Below are 21,222 nucleotides of genomic sequence, written 5' to 3' on the forward strand. Positions count from 1 at the left end.
ACAGCGCGTGGCGGCGGGCCGGCCGGGCACGAGCCGCCTACCCTGGAAACCATGGCCAGATCCCATCTCACTCTAGCCGCGCTGGCCACCTCGGCCGTCGAGGGCCTCGACGTCCGCTCCGCGCGCCCCTTCACCTCCTCGACGCACGGCGACTTCGACTCCGCCCTGCTGACGACGCGCGAGGGCGCCCGCCTCGTCGTGCGCGTGCCCACGTCCGCGCTCGCGGAGCAGGAGCAGCTCGGCGACCTCGTCGCGCTCCGGGCGCTGACCGCCGGCATCCGCAGCCGCCTGCCCTTCGATCTGCAGGAGAGCGTGGGTCAGACGCCGTTCGACGGCACCCGCGCGGTCGTCTACGAGTACCTCGAGGGAGATCGCGTCCTCATCGACGACGTGGCCGCGCAGAGCGGGCTCGCGGACTCGATCGGCCGGGCCATCGGGGCGATCCACTCGCTCCCGGTGTCCTTCGTCCAGGAGGCGGGCCTGCCGATCGCGACCGCGCGCGACAGCGTGAACGAGACGGTCGCGGTGATCGAGCGCGCGGCCGACACCGGCCACGTCCCGGCGGCGCTCGTCGCGCGCTGGGAGTCGGCCTCCTCCGACGAGGCGCTCTGGCAGTTCGACCCGACCGTGGTGAACGGCTCGATGACCGCCGACTCCTTCCTCCGCTCGGGCGACGTCGTCGCGGCCGTGCTCGGCTGGGCGGCGCTGCGGGTCGGCGACCCGGCCCGCGACCTGCACTGGCTGCTGAGCGCCCCGGGCTCCGAGACGGCGCTCTCCGCCTACTCCCGGATGCGCGCGGGAGCAGTGGACCGCACGATCCGCCAGCGCGCTCAGCTCTACGCCGAGCTCGAGCTCGCCCGCTGGCTGCTGCACGGCACCGAGACCGACGACTCCGCCATCGTGGACGACGCGGTCGCCATGCTGGACACGCTGGTCGACAGCGTGCTGGGCGACCTCTCCGCGCCCCTCTCGACCGACACCGGCCCGGTGCTGGAGGTCTCGGAGGTCGAGGAGCTGCTCAACCGCACGCCGGGAGCCCGCACGGGCTCCTCCGCTCACGGCCGCGGGCTCGCTCCCGTCGCCGAGGAGAGCGACTCCGCGAGCTCGCGCTCGGAGTAGAACCGCTCGGGCCGCAGCACGAGGTCATCGGCGACGAAGTAGAACACGGCGTCGACGCTCTCGAGCGGCACTCCCCGCCAGCGCGAGTAGGCGAGCCGGTACAGCGCGAGCTGGAACTGCTTGAGCTCGAGGTCGGCGGCGTCCTTCGGCGCCCGCCCGGTCTTCCAGTCGACGATCTGCACGCCGTCCTCCGTCGGGTACACCGCGTCGAGCTTGCAGACGACGACGTGGCCGGCGAGCTGGAGGTGGATCTCGATCTCGACCGCCTCCGGGCGCCGGTCGGCCCACTCCGAGCGCTCGAACGTGGCGATCAGGGCGTCGAGCCGCTCCTGCTCGACGGACGCGGGGCCGGCGTCGTCGAGCTCGTCGGGGAAGGTGTCGACCGCCTCCGCCCCGCCCTGGACGCCGAAGCGGTTCTCGACCCAGGAGTGGAAGGTCGTGCCGAGCCGGGTCTGCCGGTAGGGGCGCTCCGGCATCGGCCGGCGCAGCTGCGCGGCGACCTCGTCCGGAGTGCTGACGATGTCCTTGAACCGGGAGGCGGGGATGCGGGTGGGCAGCGGCGTGCGCTCGCCCCCGGCCAGCCGCACCGCCCGCTCGGCGAGCAGCAGGCGGATGTCGTCGCCGCGCGCTCCGAGCAGAGCGGGCTCGGCGCTGCGGACCCGGGCGGCGGCGGCGCGGACCCGGTCGCCGCGGGAGCCGAGCGGATCGTGGGGCCAGCGGAACGTGCGCGGGGCCCGCTCGAGCGGGTTCTCCTCGTTCGCGGGCTCGGTCGGCAGCGGCGGGATCGTGCCGGCCTCCTCGAGGTCGCGGAGGAAGACGCCCGGTCCGCGCGGCTTGGCCTGGCCGGCCCACCACGAGCCGCTGAGCAGGAGGTGGTGACGCGCCCGCGTGACGGCCACGTAGGCGAGACGCCGCTCCTCCGCCTCGTTGCGCTCGCGGAGGGTGTCGCCGAACGCTCCGATCGCGTCGACGACCTCCTTCTGCGTGCTGCAGCCGCGCCAGGCGAGATCGGGGAGCTCGGCGGCGTCGCCGCGGAACGCGTAGGGCATCGCGCCCAGTCTGACCCACCCGCGGAAGCCCTCGACCGGCGTGCCGGGGAGCTCGCCGTCGACCATCCGCGGGACGGCGACGAGGTCCCACTCCAGACCCTTGGAGCCGTGGATCGTCAGCAGCTGCACCGTCCCCGGCTCCGGGTCCTCCGGTCGCGGGGCCAGGCCGTCGCGCTTGTCCGCGAGGACGAGCCAGCGGAGGAATCCGCGGAGGGAGGAGCCGGTGCCGGCGCCGCGGTCGTCCGTCTGCAGGTACCCGGCCACCGCCTCCCGGAAGGCCTCGAGGTTGGCGCGGCCGTCCCCGCGCGACTCGTTCGCCTCGACCTCGATGTCCAGGCCCAGCTCCTGCTCGACCAGGGTGACGAAGTCGAGGAGGTCGAGCCCGGCCCGGGCGCGCAGCCGGGCGAACAGGGTGCCCGCCTCGTGCAGGCGCCGCAGGCCCTCGGCGCTGAACCCGCCGAGCGCGGAGTGGTCGATCCGCCCGTCGTCGCCGGGGCGGCGCGCCGCGATGAAGTCGAGGGCCTCGACGATCGAGCCGCCCTCGCCCTCGGTGACGGACGCGCGCATCCGCTCGCGCACCTCCTCCGGGAGCAGCCGGTGCGCGTGGTCGCGCGCCGCGAGCCACGAGGCGAGGTCGCGCAGCGCCTTGAGGTCGCGGACGCCCAGACGCCAGCGGGCGCCGGCCAGGAGGCGGACGAGCTCGCTGCCGGCGGCCGGATCCTCGACGACGGTGAGCGCGGCGACGAGGTCGGCGATCTCGGGCTGCCGCAGCAGGCCCCCGATGCCGAGGATGTGGTACCGGACGCCGTGCTTCGCCAGCGCGGCGGCGAAGCGGTCCATGTGCGCGCGCACCCGGAAGAGCACCGCGGCCGACGGCGGCTCGGCGTTCTCGCGCAGCCGCCCGGCGAACCAGGCGGCGACGTCGTCCGCCTCCTCCTCGATCGTCTCGGGGAAGGTGAGCTCGACCGGGTGCTCGGAGGCCTGAGGACCCGCGCTCAGCGTGTCGACCGCGACCGCGCTCCCCGCCGACAGCGGCTCCACGATCGCGTTCGCGGCGGTCAGCACGCGGCGGCCGTTGCGCCAGCTCGTGCTGAGGGAGAAGCGGCCCGCTCCCCCGAAATCGGTGCCGAAGCGGCCGAGCCCCTCGGCGCTCGCACCGCGCCAGCCGTAGATCGACTGGTGCGGGTCGCCCACGGCCATCACTCCCTGCCCGGCGAAGAGCCGCGAGAGGAGGCGGGTCTGCAGCACGGAGGTGTCCTGGTACTCGTCGAGGAGCACCACCCGGTACCTCGCGCGGTGCTCGTCCACGATCCGCGGCACCCGGTCGACGATCCGCAGCGCGAGGGCCACCTGGTCCGAGAACTCGACGAAGCCGCGCTCGGCCTTCGCCTCCTGGAAGCGCTCGGCGAGCGCCGTCAGCACCGGCAGCGCGCCCACGGCCTGCAGCGCCTTCTCGAGCTCGCGGTAGAGCCCCGAGCCGCTGCCTCCGCGCGGCAGCTCGCCCAGGCGGAGGAAGTCCTCGGCGAACGCGGCGACCGCGGCCGGATCGGCGAGGTTGTCGGCGAGGTCGTGCGCGAGCGAGACGACGAGGTCGGTCAGCCGGTCGATGCCCGCCTCCACCTCGAGGATGCGCGGATCGGCCGTGTCGGCCACGACTCCCCGCGCGAGATGCCAGGCGGAGGCCTCGGAGAGCACGGTCGCATCCCCCTCGCGGCCGATCAGGGCCGCGTTGTCGCGGAAGATCGTGTTCGCGAAGGCGTTGTAGGTCGAGACGGTGGCGGCCTCGAACGGGTCGGGCGCCGACTGCCCGGGCGCGAGCGGGAGCAGGCCCGCCGCGCCGAGCTGGTCGATCCTCCGCCCGATGCGCTCGCCGAGCTCGGCCGCCGCCTTGCGGGTGAAGGTGAGGCCGAGCACCTCCGACGGCGCCGCGTGGCCGTTCGCGAGGAGCCAGAGGACGCGGTTCGCCATCGTCTCGGTCTTGCCGCTGCCGGCACCGGCGACCACCAGGGCAGGCTCGAGCGGCGCCTCGATGACGGCGCGCTGCTCGGCGGTGGGCGGGCGCAGGTCGAGGCGCTCGGCGATGGTCAGGGCGTCGATCACGGCAGCTCCTCCTCGAGGACGGCGGAGGAGTCGGGGTCGGCGGGGCCGGAAGGATCGGCCGGCGCATCGGGACCCGGCTCCTCGGAGTCCTCCAGGTCCTCTGTCTCGTCGACCTCGTCGATCGCCAGGAGTCCGTCCCCCGGGACCTCGGGCACCGCGTGGATGCGGTACCGCAGGGCGTCGCCGGGCGAGAACGGGGTCGCGTCGAGCAGGCCCGAGAAGCCCGCCGCCGCCATGCCCAGGGCCGCGGCGCGGACGCGCTCGCGCAGCCGCTCCAGCTCCTCCTCGCCGAAGCGCTCCTGGACCACCTCTCGGTACGGCTTCCCGCGCACGCCCGTCGCCACGAAGAGCAGCTTCGCGCCTCCCCCGTCGGCCGGGTCGGCCGCCTCGATCGCGCCTTCGGCGACGGCGAGCTGGTAGCTGCCCAGCTGCGCGTGCTCGGCGATGTCGTCCTTGCGGGGAGTGCTGCGGCCCGTCTTGAGATCGACGATCGTGACGGAGCCGTCGGCCGCGCGCTCGACGCGGTCGATCGAGCCGCGCACCCGGGCGGGCGGGACGTCGAGCTCGAACTGCTGCTCGCGGCCGAGCACCACGCCTCCCCCGCGCTCGAAGTCGGCGAGATAGCCCGCGAGGCCGTCGATCAGCCGCCGTGTGACGCGCTTCTGCCGCTCCCCCAGCCAGGGCGACTCGAAGACCAGCTCGGGCCACCGCGACTCGAGAGCCGCCCACAGCTCCTGCGGATCGGGCCGCTCGGCGTTCTCGAGGACCCAGTGCACGAGGGTGCCGACGCCCATCGCCGTGCTCGTCGTGGAGCCGGAGACGGCGTCGACGAACCAGTCCAGAGGGGACCGCTCGAAGGCCTCGAGGCGGCTCGGCGAGACGGAGACGGGACGCTCGGGGTCGCCGACGTCGAAGAGCGGCTCCGTGGTCGAGGGCTCGAGCACCCCGGACCAGGAGGAGGGGTCGGCGCCGGGGACCTCCGCGAGCGCCAGGGCGCTGAGCCCTCGGATGGCGGCGGGAGCCTCGGTCGAGTCCGGTGTGGTGGCGGTCCGGCGCAGCGCCGCCACCGCCCCGCGCAGCGTGAGCGGCACCGCGGAGGCCGGATCGAGCCGCGGCGCGTCCGGCGGAGTGAGCCGGAAGAAGAGGGAGGGCGTCTCGTCCTCGCCCGCGACGGCGCTGAGCACCAGCTGCCGCCGGGCGCGGGAGGCGGCCAGGGCGAACATCCGGAGCTCGTCGTCGAGAGTGGCCTTGCGGGCGTCGAGCGGCAGTCCGCCCTCGCCGCGGGCGTGCCGCAGCAGGCCGTCCGGATCGAGCAGCGAGCCGCGCTGGCGGAGGTTGGGCCAGACGCCGTCCTGCAGCCGCGCCACCACCACGACGTCGAACTCGAGGCCGACGACGGAGGAGGGCGTGCCGATGAGGACCGCGTCCTCGACGGAGCGCGGAGCGAGAGTGTCCTCGGGCACCTCCGCCTCGAGGATCTCGGTGACGAAGCCGATCGCGGAGTGCCCGGTCGCCCGCTCCACGAACCGGCGCGCGGCGCTGAAGAGGGCGACCACGCCGTCGAGGTTGCGGTTGGCCTCGGCGGCGGTCAGGCCGGTGCCGAGGGCGAGCTCGCGCCAGGAGGACGCGACGCGGCTGGACTCCCACGCCGACCACAGGAGCTCCTCGATCGAGCCCCCCTCCTCGTGCAGGCGGCGGACCCGGTCGATCGTCACGGCCAGCCGCTCGGCCTGCCGGGCGGGAGCGGAGTCGATGGTCGCGAATCGGCCGGGCGCGGCGAGGGCCTCGACCAGCAGCGGGTCGCTCGCGCGGATGCCGCCGCCGGCCAGCTCCTCCGCCCGGAGCGCGAGCCGGAGCCTGCGCAGCCCCAGCCGGTCGACCCCGCCGAAAGGGCCGAGCAGCAGCTCCGCCGCGAGCTCCGCATCGAGGGGCCGCTCGCCGATCGCGACGCCGACCAGCACGAGCAGCGCCCGGGCCGCGTGATCGTCGCGCAGCGCCCGTCCGGCGAGCACGGAGCGGGTCGGCACCTCCGCCACCGCGAGCGCCTTCACCAGCGGCTGGACCGCGGCTCCGGAGCGGACGACGACCGCCATCCGCCGCCACGGCACTCCGTCGCGCAGCCGCCGCTCGCGCAGCAGCCGCGCCACCGTCGCCGCCTCGCGCGCCGCCGTCGGGGCGTGCAGCACCAGGACGGGTGCCGGGCCCGCGTCGGGGGCCGGAGCCGCGACCGCCGCCCGCTGCCGGCCGGCCGCCGCGGTGCCGATCCGCTCGGTGGCCGCCGACACGACCGCCCGCAGCGCGGCCGAGTGGCGGTGCACGCGCGCGAGCACCAGCGTCTCGACGTCGGACGCGCCGATGCTCGCGGCGAACCGGCCGAGCGTGTCGGAGGCCGCGCCGCGGTAGGCGCTGGTCGCCACGTCCGGATCGCCCAGCGCGATCACGGTCACCCCGCGCTCCGTCAGCGCCCGCAGCAGCACGAGCGTCGACTCGCTCGCCTCCTGGAGGTCGTCGACGACGACGAGGCGCAGCGCGTCGATCCGCTCGCCGCCCTCGCCGGCGCGGATCGCCTCGGCCGCGTAGGCCGCGAACTCCGCCGCGTCCAGACGGGTGCCCGCCTGGGGCGCCATCCACTCGACCACCTCGCGCAGCTCGTCGAGCACGTCGGCCGCCGCGCTCCACTCCCCTCGCTCGGCGTCGACCCCGAGGGCGCGGATCGCGTCCGAGTCGAGCCCGTGCTCGGTCGCCCGCATCCCGAACTCGCGGAGCTCGGTCCGGAAGGTCCGCAGCCGCAGCACCTCGGGGCTGAACTCCTCCGGCCACCGCGGGCCGGTCCCCTCCTCGAGGTGGCCCTCGACGAGCTCCGAGAGGAGGGCGTCCTGCTCGCCGCCGGTCAGGAGGGTCGGCCGCTCGAGGCCGCGCTCCTTGGCGGAGGAGGTGACCGCCTCGAACGCGAGCGAGGTCGCGGTCCGGGCGAGCGGGCCCCGGGTCGGCACTCCCAGCCGCAGGGCGAGCACGTCGCGCAGGGCGGTGGCGGCGGTGCGGCTGGCCGCGAGCACCACGACCGACTCGGGCGGGTACCCCCGCTCGAGGACGCGCTCGGCGACCAGCTCGACGACCGTCGTGGTCTTGCCCGTCCCCGGCGCCCCGAGCACGGCGGCGCTGCGGCCCTCGGGCAGCGCGAGCACCGCGCGCTGGGAGTCGTCCAGCACGACCGCGGGCTCGCCCGGGAGCGCCTCGCCGACGGAGGCTGCGGTGGAGGGAGCGGGGGTCGCGGGAGCGGTCACACGACCACGGTAGCCACCGGGTCCGACACTCCCGCCCGTCCCCGCCGGGAGCCCCGGCCGCCCGCTCCGCTCACCGCGAAACCGGCGCGGTCGTCCGAGCGCGGTCCCGTATCCTGACACCCTCGTCCCCTCCCGAAAGGCACTGCTGGTGGAAATCCGTATTGGAATGGTCAACACCCCGCGCGAGCTCAACTTCGAGTCGTCGATGTCCGTGACCGAGGTCGAGAAGACGGTGACCACCGCTCTCGAGGCCGGCACCGCCGTCCTCCGCCTCCGCGACGAGAAGGGCAAGATCTACATCGTCCCGACCGCCACCATCGCCTTCGTCGAGGTCGGCTCCGAGGAGTCGCGCCGCGTCGGCTTCGTCGCCTAGAGCGTCCCGGGCGGACACGTCGTGGAGCTCCTCTTCATCACCCTGTTCGGGGTCCTGATCGGTCTCGCCGCGCGCTACGGGCTGCCGCACCGGCACCTGCACGGCTCCGTGCTGGTCCCGGCGATCGGCGGCCTCGTCGCCGCAGTCGTCTGGGTCGCACTGACCTGGGCGGGCCTGCGGTGGGACGGCGGCCTGATCTGGGTCCTGTCCCTCGTCGCGACCGCCGTGGTCGTCGTCCCGGTCGGCCTCTCGCTCGGGCGCAGCCGCGCCCGCCGCGACGAGGCCTCCCTGCAGGCGATGCTCTCGGGACGCGTCGCCCCCTGATCCGAGCCGGAGGCGCGGGAGTCCTCGGACTTCCGCGCCTCCGTCGTTCCGGATTCCGGCGCAGTGCGACGCCGGGAACCGTCAGGCCGTGAGCCCCAGCGCGTCCATCCGGCGCGTGTGCGAGGCGATGAGCTCGGTGAACACCGGCTCGATCCGCGACTCGTCGGAGTCGTGGTTGCCCGACCCCATCAGCGCGGAGCGCGCCACGAGGAGGGTGTCGCCCACCAGGCGGCGGCCCCAGACGGCCAGGCGCGAGCCCAGGCGCTCGTCCGCGGCGATCTCGCGGCGGAGGATCGCGATCACGCCGTCGACGCCCGTGTCCGCGCCGAGTGTCTGCGCGATGCGCGGCCCCACGTCGGTGGGCAGCCCGCCGGTGAGGCGGATGAAGAAGTCGTCGAGCAGGCCCGCCGTGATGTACGCCGAGAGCAGCGTCTCGTGGAGGTCCGCACCGCGGGTGAGCCGCTCGAAGGTGTCGATCGCGGGGCGGAACGGAGTCATGGCCTCGCCGGGCTCCACGTCGCGGCGGCGCAGCTCGGCGACGACCGCGTGGTGCTTCGCGAGCGCCGTGCCGGCGGCGGAGGAGATGGCCTCCTTGTCCGCGAGGTCGTCGGTCTCGGCGACGGCGCGCGCCAGCACCTCGAACACCGCGAGCTGGAGGTAGGCGACCTGGCCGAGGTAGGGCAGCACCTCGGGGGTGAGGTCGGCGAGGTCGACGCGGTCGCGCTTCTGGCTCGACTCCCCGCGGGGCGTCAGGCGGGGCACCTCGAGCAGGGGACGTCGACGTCGGAACCAGGCAGCCATTTCCTCAGCATAGGGCGCCGGAGGAGCGGGGTTCCGGGGCCGGCGGGGCCGGGAGCAGTAGACTCGCCGGGATGTCACCGGCGCTGGATCGGTGACCCTGCGCCCGGAGTCGTACAGGGGCGTAGACCGTTCGACACGACAGGCGCTTCACTCCGTGACTTTCTCCGATCTGAACATCGACGACGACATCGTCGCCGCACTCGCCGCCAAGGGCATCCTCGAGCCGTTCCCCATCCAGGAGCAGACGATCCCCCTGGCCCTGCAGAAGCAGGACATCATCGGCCAGGCCAAGACCGGCACCGGCAAGACCTTCGGCTTCGGCCTCCCCCTCATCCAGGCCCTCGGCACCGACCCGGAGCCGGGCGTCAAGGCGCTCATCGTCGTCCCGACCCGCGAGCTCGCCGTGCAGGTCACCGAGGACATCGAGCTGGCCGCCTCCAACCGGCCGACCAAGATCGTCTCGATCTACGGCGGCAAGGCCTACGAGGGCCAGATCGAGCAGCTGAAGGCCGGCGCGCAGATCGTCGTCGGCACCCCCGGCCGCCTCCTGGACCTCGCCGGGCAGCGCCTGCTCTCGCTCGCCAACGTGCAGGTGATGGTCCTCGACGAGGCCGACAAGATGCTCGACCTGGGCTTCCTCTCGGACATCGAGAAGCTGTTCGCGCAGACGCCGCCCACCCGCCACACCATGCTCTTCTCGGCGACGATGCCGGGCGCGATCGTCGCGCTCGCCCGCCGCTTCATGAACAAGCCCATCCACATCCGCGCGACCGACCCCGACGAGGGCATCACGCAGGCGAACATCAAGCACATCGTCTACCGGGCGCACTCGCTCGACAAGGACGAGGTCATCGCGCGCATCCTGCAGTCCGAGGGCCGCGGCAAGACCGTCATCTTCACCCGCACGAAGCGCGCCGCGGCCCGCATCGTCGAGGAGCTCAACGACCGCGGCTTCAACGCGGCGGCCGTGCACGGAGACCTCAACCAGGAGCAGCGCGAGCGCGCGATGGCGGCGTTCAAGGCCGGCAAGAAGGACATCCTGATCGCCACCGACGTCGCCGCGCGCGGCATCGACGTGAACGACGTCACCCACGTGATCAACCACACGATCCCGGACGACGACCAGACCTACCTGCACCGCGTCGGCCGCACCGGGCGCGCGGGCAAGACCGGCATCGCGGTGACCTTCGTCGACTGGGAGGACCTGCACAAGTGGGCCCTCATCAACCGGGCGCTGGAGTTCGGCCAGCCCGACCCGGTCGAGACCTACTCGTCGTCGCCGCACCTCTACACCGACCTCGACATCCCCGCGGGGACCAAGGGACGGCTGAAGCCGACCCCGATCCCCGCCGAGGCCAAGGCCGACGCGCGCCCGGACCGGGGCGAGCGCTCCGACCGCGGCGAGCGCTCCGAGCGGGGCGACCGGCCGCCGCGTCGCCGCACCCGCTCCGACTCCGCCGACTCGACCGCTCCGCAGCAGACCGGCCCCGCTCCCTCGAGCGAGAGCAAGGAGCACCACGACGGCAACAGCGAGCCGCGCCGCCGCACCCGGTCGCGCCGCCGCTCGCCGCGCCCCGACGCGCAGGCCTGAGCCTCCGCGCCCCGAGCCCGTCCCCCCGCGATCCGTCGCGGGAGGGCGGGCTCCCGGCGTCTCAGCGGCTCTCCCGCGACTCAGCGGTGTCCCCACGCGACTCAGCGGCTCTCCGCCCCTCAGCGGTCACGGTGATCCGGCGGCTCTCCGCCTGTCAGCGGCTCTCCGCGACTCAGCGGGCGGAGGAGCGGATCGCGTCGACGGTCGCGCGCGCGGTCGTGTTCTCGCCCAGGCGGTTGGGCTTGCCCGTGCCGTGGTAGTCGCTCGAGCCCGTGGTGACGAGCGAGTACTGCTCGGCGAGCTCGCGCAGGCGGCGCTTGCCGTCGGCCGTGTTCTCGCGGTGCTCGACCTCGAGGCCGAACAGGCCGGCGTCGACGAGCTGCGGGAGGATCGACTCGACCGCGATCCCGCGGGCGCTCGCGGCCGGGTGCGCGATGACCGGGACCCCGCCCGCCGCGCGGACCAGGCGCACGGCGTCGACCGGGTCGGGCGCGTAGTGCGGGCGGTAGTAGCCGCCGCGCCAGTCGAGGATCCCCGCGAAGGCCGCGGAGCGGTCGGTGGCCAGGCCGCGGGCGACGAGCGCGTCGGCGATGTGCGGACGCCCGATGGTCGTGCCCGGGCTGGTCTGGGCGAGGACGTCGTCCCAGGTGAGGTCGTAGTCGGCCGCGATCGCGGTGACGATCGCCTCCGCGCGGTGCGTGCGGGCCGAGCGGATGCGCGCGGTCTCGGCCACGAGCCCCGGATCCGCCGGATCGACGAGGTACGCGAGGACGTGGACGCTGGCCCAGCCGACGCGGGAGGAGAGCTCCATGCCGGGCAGCAGGTCGATGCCCGCCTCCTCGGCCGCGGCGAGCGCCTCGGCCCAGCCGCCGGTCGTGTCGTGGTCGGTGAGCGCCACTCCGGCGAGCCCGGCCGCGGCCGCGGCCCGCACCAGGACGGCCGGAGCCTCGGTGCCGTCGGAGACGACGGAGTGGGTGTGGAGGTCGTAACGGCCCCCGTCGACATGCATGCGCTCATCGTAGACGCGCCGCCTGCGAGCCCTCCGATGCCCTAGTAGCCTGGGCGGCGATGGGGACGAGACTGGTGAAGACCGCGGTGGCGGTGATCGTGGCGATCGCTCTGCTGGTGGTCGCGGCGCCCGGCTTCTTCGGGATCGCCCGGGAGGCCCCCTTCGCCCAGCTGGTGCCGTTCCGGCTCGCGACGGGCGCGGCGGCCGTCGGGCTCGCCGCTGTCCTGGTCGTGATCGCGGTCCTCGTCGCTCCGGTCAGGCGCCTCGCGCTGGCCCTCGCGGCGCTCGGCGTCGTCTTCGCGCTCGTGCTCGCGGGAGTGCAGGGAGCGCGGGGCTACGACTCCGCCGCTCCGCGCGCCCACCGCCTCGCCGACGTGCGCCTCGCGACCTGGAACGTGCTGCACGACGGCGTGCCCGTCGACACGATCGCCTCGCTCGCCCGGGAGAGCGCGGTCGACGGCATCGCCCTCCTCGAGGTCTCGCAGACGCACGCGCAGGACGTCGTGAACGCGCTCAGCGCCCAGGGGATGTCGATGACCCTCCACTACGCCGGGTCGGGCGCCGACGACGGGGCGGCCCTGCTGCTCTCCCCCTCGCTCGGCGGCTACAGCGTCGACACCGCCGCGGTCGTCACCGGATCGACACCGTCCCTCGTCGCACGCCCCGACACTCCCGAGCGCCCCGTCCTCGCCGCGGTGCACACCATGGCGCCGATCCCCTCGCGCCTCGCGGAGTGGCGGAGCGATCTGCTCTCGGTCTCCGCGCTCTGCTCCGCGGAGGAGGACGTCGTGGTCCTCGGCGATCTGAACTCCACGGTCGACCACTGGACCGGGCTGCCGGGCTCGGCCGCGCTGGGCGGCTGCCGCGACGCGGGGACCGTCGCGGGCGGCGCCGCCCTGGGCACCTGGCCGTCCTCGGTCCCGCCCGCGCTCGGCGCCCCGATCGACCACGTCCTCTTCTCCGGACGCTGGGAGGTCTCGGGCTACCAGGTCGTCGACGACCGCGACGACGCCGGGAGCGACCACCGGCCGCTGGTCGTCCAGCTCTCGGTCCGCGGGATGGTGAAGGACGCGTCCTGACGCTCCTCCCCGGCGCCGACTCCCCGTCCTCCTCCCCCGCCCGGCCCGTGGCGGCCCCCGCGGCCGTGCGGAGGAGGACAATGGGAGTCATGACGAACACGGAGGAGCGGACCGCCGCTCAGACGCCCGACCCCGCCGCCGCCCCGCGCCCCCGCGCCACCGCGAACCGCTCGACGACCCCCGCCTCCGACCGCTTCCGCGACTTCATCGCGTCCGGCTGGGCCGAGCGGGAGGAGCCGCTGCCTGCTCCGCGCGAGCAGGCGTCCTTCGCCGCCTCCCGCCGCGAGCGCCTCTCCGCGCTGCACACCGGCGTGCGCATCGTCGTCCCGGCGGGCCGCCTCAAGCAGCGCGCGAACGACACCGACTACCCCTTCCGTGCGCACTCGGCCTTCACCTGGCTCACCGGCTGGGGCTCCGACTCCGAGCCCGGCGCGGTCCTCGTCCTCGAGCCCGCCGCGTCCGGCCACAGCGCGACGCTCTACTTCCGCGAGCGCGCGGGCCGCGACTCCGACGAGTTCTACGCCAACCCCGAGATCGGCGAGTTCTGGATCGGGCCGCGCCCGTCGCTCGCGCAGGTCGCGAGCGATCTCGGCCTCGCCACCCGCGGGATCGCCGAGCTCGACGCGGTCCTCGACGCGCACGACGGCGTCCCCCTCGCCGTGCTGCGCGAGGCGGACCCGGCGGTGACCGGCCGTCTCGACGCGGTCGAGGCCGACGAGCGGGCGGACCGCGACGCGGCGCTCGAGCGCGACATCGCCGAGCTCCGCCTGGTCAAGGACGCCTACGAGATCCGCGAGCTGCGCGCCGCCGTCGACGCGACGGGCCGCGGCTTCGAGGACGTCCTCTCCGACCTGCCGCGCATCATCGCCCACGAGAAGGGCGAGCGCCTGATCGAGGGCGTCTTCAACGGACGCGCGCGCGCCGACGGCAACGCGGTCGGCTACGACACCATCGCCGCGGCGGGCCCCCACGCCTGCATCCTGCACTGGACGCGCAACGACGGGCCGGTGCGCCCCGGCCAGCTGGTGCTGCTGGACGCCGGCGTCGAGCAGGACAGCTACTACACCGCCGACATCACGCGCACCTTCCCGGTGGACGGCCGCTACACGGACGCCCAGCGCCAGGTTCACGAGACGGTGCGGGAGGCGGCCGACGCCGCGTTCGCGATCGTCCGACCCGGCATCCGCTTCCGCGAGGTTCACGCCGCGGCGATGGCCGTCATCGCGCGACGCACCGCCGAGTGGGGCCTGCTGCCGGTCAGCGCCGAGGAGGCGCTCGAGGCCGACAACCAGCAGCACCGCCGCTACATGGTCCACGGCACCAGCCACCACCTCGGGCTCGACGTGCACGACTGCGCCCGGGCACGGCGCGAGATGTACCTCGACGGACTGGTCGAGGAGGGCATGGTCTTCACGATCGAGCCCGGCCTCTACTTCCAGCCCGACGACCTCACGGTCCCGGAGGAGCTACGCGGCATCGGCGTCCGGATCGAGGACGACGTGCTCGTCACCGCCGACGGCGCCGAGAACCTCTCGGCCGGCATCCCGCGCTCGGCCGACGACATCGAGGCGTGGATGGCCCGACTGGCCCGCTGAGCCCGGTCGCCCACGGGGAGCCCCGGCCGCTCAGGCGGCGAGGGGCAGCGCGAACTCCCCGCGGGCGGCGGCGAGCGCCAGCCCGTCGAGCAGCGTCGCCAGCTGACCGGCGGGAGCGTCCGGGTCCTCGGGGTGCCACTGCACGCCCACGAGGGGGGCCGCGACGTGCTCGACGGCCTCGATCACGCCGTCCTCCGCCCGGGCGACGACCCGCAGCCCCGGAGCGAGCAGGTCGACCGCCTGGTGGTGCGCGCTCTGCACCGCGAGCGCCTCGGACCCGAAGAGCCCGCCGAGCACGGAGCCCGCAGCGAGCCCGACCTCGTGCCGGTGCATGCGCTGGTGAGCGGGGGCCGCCGCGTTGACGTGCTCCGCCTCCGGACCCAGGTCCTGCACCAGCGTGCCGCCGAGCGCGACGTTGACGATCTGCAGGCCGCGGCAGATGCCCAGCAGCGGGGTCCGGCGGGCCAGTGCCCGGTGCACCAGCGCGATCTGGGCGGCATCCGCGCGCTCCGCGTGGGGGCCCTCGGCTGGGTAGCCGCGGTCGGCGCCGTACTGCTCGGGAGCGATGTCCTCGCCGCCCGCGAGGACGAGGGCGTCCGCCCCCGCCGTGCGCGCCAGCAGCTCCTCCGTGCCCAGCTCCTCGGCGGCGAAGCGCTCCGCCCGCCAGCCGCGCTCGTGCGCGAGGGCGAGGATGCGGCCGTTCAGGATCTGCACGTAGGCGTGGTACTCCTCGCGGCCCGGTCGCACGCGGGCGACCTCGACGATGGCGAGCGAGCGGGTCATGACTCCATCCTGGGCACGCCGCCGCCGCCGGTCGAACCGCCGTGTCACGCGGTGTCACACTCCGGCCGTACGATCACGGAGTGACCTCGCCGAGCCCGTCCCTCCCGGAGCGCGTGCAGCAGGCGCGCTCCGAGGTCTCCGTCCTCGCCGGGACCACTCCCGAGCGCCGGGTCCGACCGCTGCGCGAGGCCGTCGAGCACGTCGCCGCCGGCGGCTCCCCCGATCCCGACGCCCTGCTCGACGCGGTCGACTCGCTGGTCGGGCTCGTGACCCGCGCCGAGGTGCAGCTGAGCGGCGTCGAGCGCTCCGTGCGGGACGACCTGGAGCGGGCCGCCACCCTCTCCGACCTGCGCACCTCGGGGCAGCTCGCCTCCGCCGCCGACGTGGCCGTCGCGTGCGCCGCGGCACGGTCGCTCCTCCTCGACGCCGACGACGCCCGGTCGGCCGGCGCCCGCCACGATCCGGCCGCGCTGCTGGTCCTGCTGCTCGACGCCGACTCCGCTCTGGACGCCGTCGTCTCCGGGTACCGCGAGCCGCGCGCCCAGGCCGAGCGCCAGCTCCTGCTGTTCGAGGCGGCGCGCACCGCGGCCCGGCTCGGCGCCGAGTCGGTGCTGCTCCTGGCCGCCGTGCACGGCGAGCGCATCACCGCGGCACCCCGGATCCTCGCGGAGGAGACGCTCGGGCAGCTGGACACCGCGGTGCGCCGTGCGGCAGGCGATCCGGCCGGCGCTCTGGACGAGGCCCGCGCCGCCGCCGACCGCGCCCGCTCCGCGCTCGACGAGGCCCTGGTCGACCTCGACGGCGCACCCCCGTCGCTCCGCCCAGCAGCCGTCCCCGGAGGCCTGCCCGCGGCCTGAGCACGCAGGCACCCGGCGCCGGCGCGCGTGCCATAGTGAGGGACATGGCCTCCTTCCTCGTCGTCCCCCAGTGGCAGGGCTCGGCGTCGACGCGCGCGATGCGCCTCGTCGACGGAGCCGAGGCGATCCGGGGCGATCTGCCCTCCTCCGCCACCACGACCCTCGACATCCCCGCCGAGGCGGGCGACGCCCAGGACACCGGCATCCGCCGCTACGCCTCGGTCGCCACCGTCGCCGAGCGGGTGCGCGAGGCCCTCTCGGGCCGCACCGGTCCCGTGATCACGATCGGCGGCGACTGCGGCGTCGAGTTCGCGGCGATCGGGCACGCCGTGCGCTCGGCACCGGGCCCGGTCGCGCTGGTCTGGCTCGACGCCCACCCGGACGCGCACACTCCCGAGTCCTCCCCCAGCGGCGCCTTCTGCGGCATGGTCCTCTCGGCCGCGCTGGGACGCGGCGTCGGCCTCCTGAGCGCGGGCGCCGAGGAGCGGGTGGCCGACGAGCGCGTCGTCCTCGGAGGTGTCCGCTCCGCCGACGACGGCGAGCTCGAGCGGCTGGTCGAGCGGGGCGCCGCGGTGCTGCCCGCGGACGCCCTCGACCCGGAGTCGCTCGTCGCGGCGGTCGAGGCGACCGGTGCCGCCTCCGTCTACGTGCACCTCGATCTGGACGTGCTCGACCCCGCCGATCTCGCCGGGCTGTTCGACCCGGTGCCCTTCGGCGTTCCCGCCTCGCGCCTCGTCGCGAGCCTCGACGCCCTCCGGTCCCGCTTCCCGCTCGCGGGCGCCGGCGTCACCTCGTTCGCCCCGTCGTCGCCGACCGCGGCCGAGGACGACCTGCCCACGATCCTCCGCCTCCTCGGCGCTCTGTCCCGCGGGGCCTGAGAGAGCCCTGCCATCGGCGCGCAAGCCCGAGCGCGTGTCGGCGGCACCCGGCAAGATGGTCGGACGCGACCGAGCGGAGGAACGATGAGCGACGAGAGACCGCGCGTGCGCACCGAGCGGCGCGGGACCGTGCTCGCGATCGTGCTGGACCGGCCCGAGAAGCGCAACGCCGCCGATCTGCGGCTGCTCGCGGAGCTGGCGTCCGCGTACGGCGAGCTCGACCGCGACCCGGAGCTGCGCGCCGGCGTCGTCCTCGCCGAGGGCGGGCACTTCACGGCCGGGCTCGACCTCGCCGACATCGGGCCCCGCCTGGGCTCCGACGGCCTCGACTTCGTGCCCGAGGGCGGTCTCGACCCCTGGGGCCTGCGCACCCGCCCCGTGAGCAAGCCGGTGGTCATCGGCCTCCAGGGCACCTGCCTCACGCTCGGCATCGAGCTCGCGCTCGCGAGCGACGTCGTCCTCGCCGAGCGGTCCACCCGCTTCGGCCAGATCGAGGTCGCCCGCGGCATCCTGCCCTTCGGCGGAGCGACGCTGCGCTTCCCCCGCGCCGTCGGCTGGGGCGACGCGATGCGCTGGATCCTCACCGGCGACCTCTTCGACGCCGAGGAGGCCCACCGCATCGGCCTCGTGCAGCAGGTCGTCCCCGACGGGACGGTCGCCGAGGCGGCCTGGGCTCTGGCCGCCCGGATCGCCGCGCAGGCGCCGCTCGCCGTGCAGGCCGCCCTGGCCAGTGCCCGGCTCGCGGTCGCCGCGTCCGACGCCGAGGCCGCGGCCGCGCTCCCCGGGGCGCTCGCGCGTCTCGCGGCGTCCGAGGATGCGCGCATCGGCACCGAGGCCTTCCTCCAGCGCACGACGGCGGAGTTCACCGGACGATGAGCGACGAGAGCACCACCGTCACGGCGCCCGGCGGCTCCTCCCTCGAGGCGCAGCAGGAGCGCGCCGCGCAGCAGCTCGAGATCCGGCTCCGCTACGGCGACCAGGTGTGGGAGCTGCGCGAGGTCGACCACTTCGCCGTCTTCTCCCGCCGCAGCACCGCACGACGGGCCGGGCGCGTCCTCGTGGCCTCCGGCTTCCAGATCGCGATCTCGCGGCTGAGGCTGAGGCAGGTCCTCGTCGCGAGCCACCACGCCGCGGTCGACGAGGAGTCGACCACCGCGTTCCTCCGCCAGGTGATCGAGGCGGTCGAGAGCCACGGCGGCCGCTACGACGGCTGGCGGGCCGAGATCGTGCCGGCGCATTGAGCGCCGGGCACCCACCGACGACGGGGCTCGACGCCTCCGAGAACCCCAGGGAGACAGCATGAGCAGCACGACGGACGAGTTCGACGTCATCGTCATCGGAGCAGGGCCGGTGGGCGAGAACCTCGCGGACCGCGCGGTCCAGGGCGGCCTCACCGCGGCCGTCGTCGAGAGCGAGCTCGTCGGGGGCGAGTGCTCCTACTGGGCGTGCATGCCCTCGAAGGCGCTGCTGCGGCCGCCGATGGCGCTCCGCGCCGCCCGTGATCTCCCCGGCGCGGCGCAGGCGGTGAGCGGAGGAGTCGACGTGCCCGCGCTCCTGGCCCGCCGCGACTCCTTCACCAGCCACTTCGACGACCACGGCCAGGTGCAGTGGCTCGAGGGCGCCGGCATCGAGCTCGTCCGCGGGCACGGCCGCCTGAGCGGCGAGCGCGAGGTGACCGTGACCGGACCCGACGGCGAGGTGCGCGTGCTCCGCGCCCGCTCCGCCGTCGCCGTCGCGACCGGCACCACCGCCGTCGTCCCCGACATCCCTGGCCTGCGCGCGGCATCCCCCTGGACGAGCCGCGAGGCCACCTCGGCCGAGGAGGTGCCGCCGCGCCTCGTCGTCATCGGCGGCGGAGTCGTCGCGACCGAGATGGCGACCGCCTACGCCGGCATGGGCTCCTCCGTCACGCTCGTCGCCCGCAGCGGACTCCTCGCGCCGTTCGAGCCCTTCGCCGGCGAGCTCGTCGGCTCGGCGCTCCAGGAGCTCGGCGTCGACCTGCGCCTCGGCGACTCGCCCGTCTCGGTCGAGCGCCGGTCCGACGGCACCGTGGCGGTGACGCTCGAGGGCGGCGACGTCATCGAGGCCGACCAGGTGCTCGCCGCGACCGGCCGCGCCCCGCACACCCGCGACGTCGGCCTCGAGACGGTGGGCCTCGAGCCCGGCTCCTCGCTGACGGTCGACGACACGATGCTCGTGCTGGGCGGCGACGGTGCTCCCCTCGGCGGCGGGCGTCCGTGGCTCTACGGGGTCGGCGACGTGAACCACCGCGCACTGCTCACGCACCAGGGCAAGTACCAGGCCCGTGCGGCCGGCGACGTGATCGTCGCGCGCGCCACCGGTGCCGAGGTCCACGACGCCCCCTGGGGAGCGCACGTCGCGACCGCGGACCACGAGGCCGTACCGCAGGTCGTCTTCACCGACCCCGAGGTCGCGTCGGTCGGCCTCACCGCCGCGGCCGCCGAGAAGGCCGGCTACCGCACCCGCGTCGTCGACTACGAGATCGGCTCGGTCGCCGGCGCCGCCCTCGCCGCCGACGGCTACACGGGCACCGCGAGGATGGTCGTGGACGAGGACCGGAAGGTCGTCCTCGGCGTCACCTTCGTCGGCAAGGAGGTCGGCGAGCTGATCCACTCCGCGACGATCGCCGTCGTCGGCGAGGTGCCGCTCTCGCGCCTCTGGCACGCGGTCCCCTCCTATCCGACGATCAGCGAGGTCTGGCTGCGGCTGCTCGAGACCTACGGACGCGACAGCGCGTGAGCGCGCTCCGTCGAGCCGTCGCGACGGTGGCCCTGGATCCGGCGATCACCCGGCCCGGCTACCTCTTCGCGTGCGCGGTCGGACTCGCCTGGGGCGCGCTGTGGAGCACGGGCCCGATCCGGCGCAGCCACGGCCTCGTCGTCTTCACCGGTCTGCCCTCCTGGGCGTTCGGCCGCGGAGGGTCCTGCGTCGGCACGAGCTACCTCACGGGCACCAACGTCTCCGACAGCGTCCTCGAGCACGAGGCCGTGCACAAGGAGCAGTGGCGGCTCTACGGGATGTGGTTCCCGTTCGCGTACACGGTGGCGGGTCGCGATCCGCTGCGCAATCGATTCGAGATCGAAGCCGGTCTCGAGAAGGGCGGATATCTCCGTGGTCACTGACATGACAGGGCGCGTCGTCGTCCTCACCGGAGCCAGTTCCGGCATCGGCCGGGTCGCGGCGGGAGCGCTAGCGTCCGCCGGTGCCCGCGTGGCCGTGGTCGGGCGGAACCCCGAGCGCACCCGCGCGGTCGCCGCCGACGTGGGAGGGGACGCGTTCCTGGCCGACTTCGACCGGCTCGACGACGTCCGCGCCCTGGCCGACGGCCTCCTCGAGCGCTACGAGCGGATCGACGTGCTGGCGAACAACGCGGGCGGGCTCGTCTCCCACCGCGCCGAGACGGTCGACGGCCACGAGCGGACGATCCAGAGCAACCACCTCGCGCCGTTCCTGCTCACGCGGCTCCTGCTCCCGCGGATGATCGAGACCTCGACGGAGCGGGCCGGCGTCCGCGTCGTCTCCACGGCGAGCCTCGCGAACCGCTTCGGTCGCCTGAGGCTCGACGACCTCGACAACCGCCGGGGTCCGTGGCTCGGCGGCTGGCGGGCGTACGGCACGTCGAAGCTGGTGACGATCCTCTTCATCCGCGAGCTGGCGGAGCGTCTGCTGACGACGTCGGTCGACGCGTACTCGTTCCACCCGGGCGTCGTCTCGACGAGCTTCGGTGCCGACAGCACGATGATGAAGCTGATGACGAGCCTCTCGGTCGGCTCCTTCGGCATCTCCGCCGAGGCGGGTGCGGTACCGCTGATCACCCTCGCCTCCGAGCCCGACGTCGGTGCCGCCAGCGGCACCTACTTCGACCAGCTGACACCGCACGGCTCCCTGAACCCCCAGGCCCGAGACCGCGCTCTCGCCCACGACCTCTGGACCCTCTCCAGCCGCCTCGTGGGCGTCTCCCCCACCCTGTAGCCCGCTGCCGCTCCCCGCCGCCGCCGCCGCCGACTCGACGCGGGGGCGGCGCGGAGCACCCGGCGCGCTCGTCGGGAGGATCTCGACACGCCCTCTCCGAGGGCTGCCCGATCAGCAGGTCTGTGCGCGGTCGCCCGACTCGGTCTGTGCCCGCGAGCTGCTCGATCAGCCGCGAAATCGGTCGGGCGTGGATCTCGAAACTCCCTCTCCGAGGGCTGCCCGATCAGCATGTCCGGGCGCGGTCGCCCGACTCGCCAGGCACCCGAGGACCGCTCGATCACGCGCGAAGTCCGTCGGGAGTGGATCTCGAGACGCCCTCTGAGAGGTCCACTCGATCAGCATCGTCCTCCGCGGTCGCACCCCTGGCGCGCCGTCCCCCGCGGCCGC

At 74.8% G+C, this 21,222-nt stretch carries 18 protein-coding genes; 13 read left to right on the top strand and 5 right to left on the bottom strand.

Going from position 1 to position 21,222, the window contains the following annotated elements; all coding sequences use genetic code 11:
- The first annotated feature begins 51 nt into the window (after positions 1–51).
- Positions 52–1,119 (top strand): phosphotransferase, encoded by a 1,068-nt coding sequence (locus C5D50_RS14795; RefSeq protein ID WP_104247824.1) that lies wholly within the window; start codon positions 52–54, stop codon positions 1,117–1,119.
- Here the strand turns inward: C5D50_RS14795 and C5D50_RS14800 are convergent.
- Both C5D50_RS14800 and C5D50_RS14805 read right to left on the bottom strand, forming a co-directional pair.
- The gene (locus C5D50_RS14800; protein WP_104283840.1) at positions 1,056–4,268 is read right to left on the bottom strand and encodes an ATP-dependent DNA helicase; all 3,213 of its coding nucleotides are present in this window, start codon (positions 4,266–4,268) and stop codon (positions 1,056–1,058) included. The genes C5D50_RS14795 and C5D50_RS14800 overlap by 64 nt on opposite strands.
- A complete protein-coding gene (locus tag C5D50_RS14805) occupies positions 4,265–7,552 on the bottom strand; it encodes an ATP-dependent DNA helicase (protein WP_104283841.1) in 3,288 nt (1,095 codons plus the stop codon). The genes C5D50_RS14800 and C5D50_RS14805 overlap by 4 nt, the downstream gene beginning before the upstream one ends.
- Positions 7,553–7,700: 148 nt before the next feature.
- On the opposite strand from C5D50_RS14805, the gene C5D50_RS14810 reads away from it, so the two are divergent.
- Together C5D50_RS14810 and C5D50_RS14815 are read left to right on the top strand one after the other, a co-directional pair.
- A complete protein-coding gene (locus tag C5D50_RS14810; RefSeq protein WP_104224841.1) occupies positions 7,701–7,925 on the top strand; it encodes a DUF3107 domain-containing protein in 225 nt (74 codons plus the stop codon).
- Between the two features lie 21 nt (positions 7,926–7,946).
- On the top strand, positions 7,947–8,249 hold the full coding sequence (locus C5D50_RS14815; protein WP_104283842.1) for a hypothetical protein: 303 nt from the start codon (positions 7,947–7,949) through the stop codon (positions 8,247–8,249).
- Positions 8,250–8,330: 81 nt separating this feature from the next.
- Here the strand turns inward: C5D50_RS14815 and C5D50_RS14820 are convergent, their stop codons facing one another.
- Positions 8,331–9,050, bottom strand: coding sequence for a ferritin-like fold-containing protein (locus C5D50_RS14820; protein WP_104224843.1), 720 nt, complete (start codon positions 9,048–9,050; stop codon positions 8,331–8,333).
- 154 nt (positions 9,051–9,204) lie between these two features.
- On the opposite strand from C5D50_RS14820, the gene C5D50_RS14825 reads away from it, so the two are divergent.
- On the top strand, positions 9,205–10,641 hold the full coding sequence (locus C5D50_RS14825) for a DEAD/DEAH box helicase (protein ID WP_104224844.1): 1,437 nt from the start codon (positions 9,205–9,207) through the stop codon (positions 10,639–10,641).
- Positions 10,642–10,813: 172 nt separating this feature from the next.
- On the opposite strand, the gene C5D50_RS14830 is transcribed toward C5D50_RS14825, so the two are convergent.
- Positions 10,814–11,650, bottom strand: a complete 837-nt coding sequence (locus C5D50_RS14830; RefSeq protein WP_104224845.1) for a PHP domain-containing protein — start codon at positions 11,648–11,650, stop codon at positions 10,814–10,816.
- A 59-nt stretch (positions 11,651–11,709) separates the two neighbouring features.
- Between C5D50_RS14830 and C5D50_RS14835 the strand changes: the two genes are divergently transcribed.
- Together C5D50_RS14835 and C5D50_RS14840 are read left to right on the top strand one after the other, a co-directional pair.
- Positions 11,710–12,729 (top strand): endonuclease/exonuclease/phosphatase family protein, encoded by a 1,020-nt coding sequence (locus C5D50_RS14835; RefSeq protein WP_104256196.1) that lies wholly within the window; start codon positions 11,710–11,712, stop codon positions 12,727–12,729.
- Positions 12,730–12,818: 89 nt separating this feature from the next.
- Positions 12,819–14,324 carry an aminopeptidase P family protein gene (locus tag C5D50_RS14840; protein WP_258069639.1) on the top strand — a complete coding sequence of 502 codons (1,506 nt, stop codon included), beginning with the start codon at positions 12,819–12,821 and terminating at the stop codon, positions 14,322–14,324.
- A 30-nt stretch (positions 14,325–14,354) separates the two neighbouring features.
- Here the strand turns inward: C5D50_RS14840 and C5D50_RS14845 are convergent, their stop codons facing one another.
- Positions 14,355–15,107 carry a gamma-glutamyl-gamma-aminobutyrate hydrolase family protein gene (locus tag C5D50_RS14845; protein WP_104225036.1) on the bottom strand — a complete coding sequence of 251 codons (753 nt, stop codon included), beginning with the start codon at positions 15,105–15,107 and terminating at the stop codon, positions 14,355–14,357.
- A gap of 80 nt (positions 15,108–15,187) precedes the next feature.
- Here C5D50_RS14845 and C5D50_RS14850 point away from each other — a divergent pair, with 80 nt between their 5' ends.
- The 7 genes from C5D50_RS14850 (at position 15,188) to C5D50_RS14880 (ending at position 20,835) form a co-directional block, all read left to right on the top strand.
- Positions 15,188–15,964 (top strand): hypothetical protein, encoded by a 777-nt coding sequence (locus C5D50_RS14850; RefSeq protein ID WP_104283847.1) that lies wholly within the window; start codon positions 15,188–15,190, stop codon positions 15,962–15,964.
- 44 nt (positions 15,965–16,008) lie between these two features.
- Positions 16,009–16,842: an arginase family protein gene (locus tag C5D50_RS14855; RefSeq protein ID WP_104248221.1), complete on the top strand. Its 834-nt coding sequence runs from the start codon at positions 16,009–16,011 to the stop codon at positions 16,840–16,842.
- Between the two features lie 84 nt (positions 16,843–16,926).
- On the top strand, positions 16,927–17,718 hold the full coding sequence (locus C5D50_RS14860; protein ID WP_104256199.1) for a crotonase/enoyl-CoA hydratase family protein: 792 nt from the start codon (positions 16,927–16,929) through the stop codon (positions 17,716–17,718).
- Complete coding sequence (locus C5D50_RS14865; RefSeq protein ID WP_104225032.1) at positions 17,715–18,083, top strand: ribonuclease E inhibitor RraB; 369 nt, start codon at positions 17,715–17,717, stop codon at positions 18,081–18,083. Before C5D50_RS14860 ends, C5D50_RS14865 begins: the two co-directional genes overlap by 4 nt.
- 58 nt (positions 18,084–18,141) lie before the next feature.
- On the top strand, positions 18,142–19,602 hold the full coding sequence (locus C5D50_RS14870) for an NAD(P)/FAD-dependent oxidoreductase (protein ID WP_104225031.1): 1,461 nt from the start codon (positions 18,142–18,144) through the stop codon (positions 19,600–19,602).
- The gene (locus tag C5D50_RS14875; protein WP_104227423.1) at positions 19,599–19,985 is read left to right on the top strand and encodes a Fe-S oxidoreductase; all 387 of its coding nucleotides are present in this window, start codon (positions 19,599–19,601) and stop codon (positions 19,983–19,985) included. Before C5D50_RS14870 ends, C5D50_RS14875 begins: the two co-directional genes overlap by 4 nt.
- A complete protein-coding gene (locus C5D50_RS14880) occupies positions 19,975–20,835 on the top strand; it encodes an SDR family NAD(P)-dependent oxidoreductase (protein WP_258069640.1) in 861 nt (286 codons plus the stop codon). The genes C5D50_RS14875 and C5D50_RS14880 overlap by 11 nt, the downstream gene beginning before the upstream one ends.
- Positions 20,836–21,222: the final 387 nt, after the last annotated feature.

Origin of the sequence: Rathayibacter sp. RFBD1, from assembly GCF_002932915.1 — a bacterium.
Classification (GTDB): domain Bacteria; phylum Actinomycetota; class Actinomycetes; order Actinomycetales; family Microbacteriaceae; genus Rathayibacter.

Coding starts and splice junctions, on each gene's coding strand:
- C5D50_RS14795 (WP_104247824.1), top strand. CDS start 52: ATGGCCAGATCCCATCTCACTCTAGCCGCGCTGGCCACCTCGGCCGTC.
- C5D50_RS14820 (WP_104224843.1), bottom strand. CDS start 9,050: ATGGCTGCCTGGTTCCGACGTCGACGTCCCCTGCTCGAGGTGCCCCGC.
- C5D50_RS14830 (WP_104224845.1), bottom strand. CDS start 11,650: ATGCATGTCGACGGGGGCCGTTACGACCTCCACACCCACTCCGTCGTC.
- C5D50_RS14835 (WP_104256196.1), top strand. CDS start 11,710: ATGGGGACGAGACTGGTGAAGACCGCGGTGGCGGTGATCGTGGCGATC.
- C5D50_RS14840 (WP_258069639.1), top strand. CDS start 12,819: ATGACGAACACGGAGGAGCGGACCGCCGCTCAGACGCCCGACCCCGCC.
- C5D50_RS14845 (WP_104225036.1), bottom strand. CDS start 15,107: ATGACCCGCTCGCTCGCCATCGTCGAGGTCGCCCGCGTGCGACCGGGC.
- C5D50_RS14855 (WP_104248221.1), top strand. CDS start 16,009: ATGGCCTCCTTCCTCGTCGTCCCCCAGTGGCAGGGCTCGGCGTCGACG.
- C5D50_RS14860 (WP_104256199.1), top strand. CDS start 16,927: ATGAGCGACGAGAGACCGCGCGTGCGCACCGAGCGGCGCGGGACCGTG.
- C5D50_RS14865 (WP_104225032.1), top strand. CDS start 17,715: ATGAGCGACGAGAGCACCACCGTCACGGCGCCCGGCGGCTCCTCCCTC.
- C5D50_RS14870 (WP_104225031.1), top strand. CDS start 18,142: ATGAGCAGCACGACGGACGAGTTCGACGTCATCGTCATCGGAGCAGGG.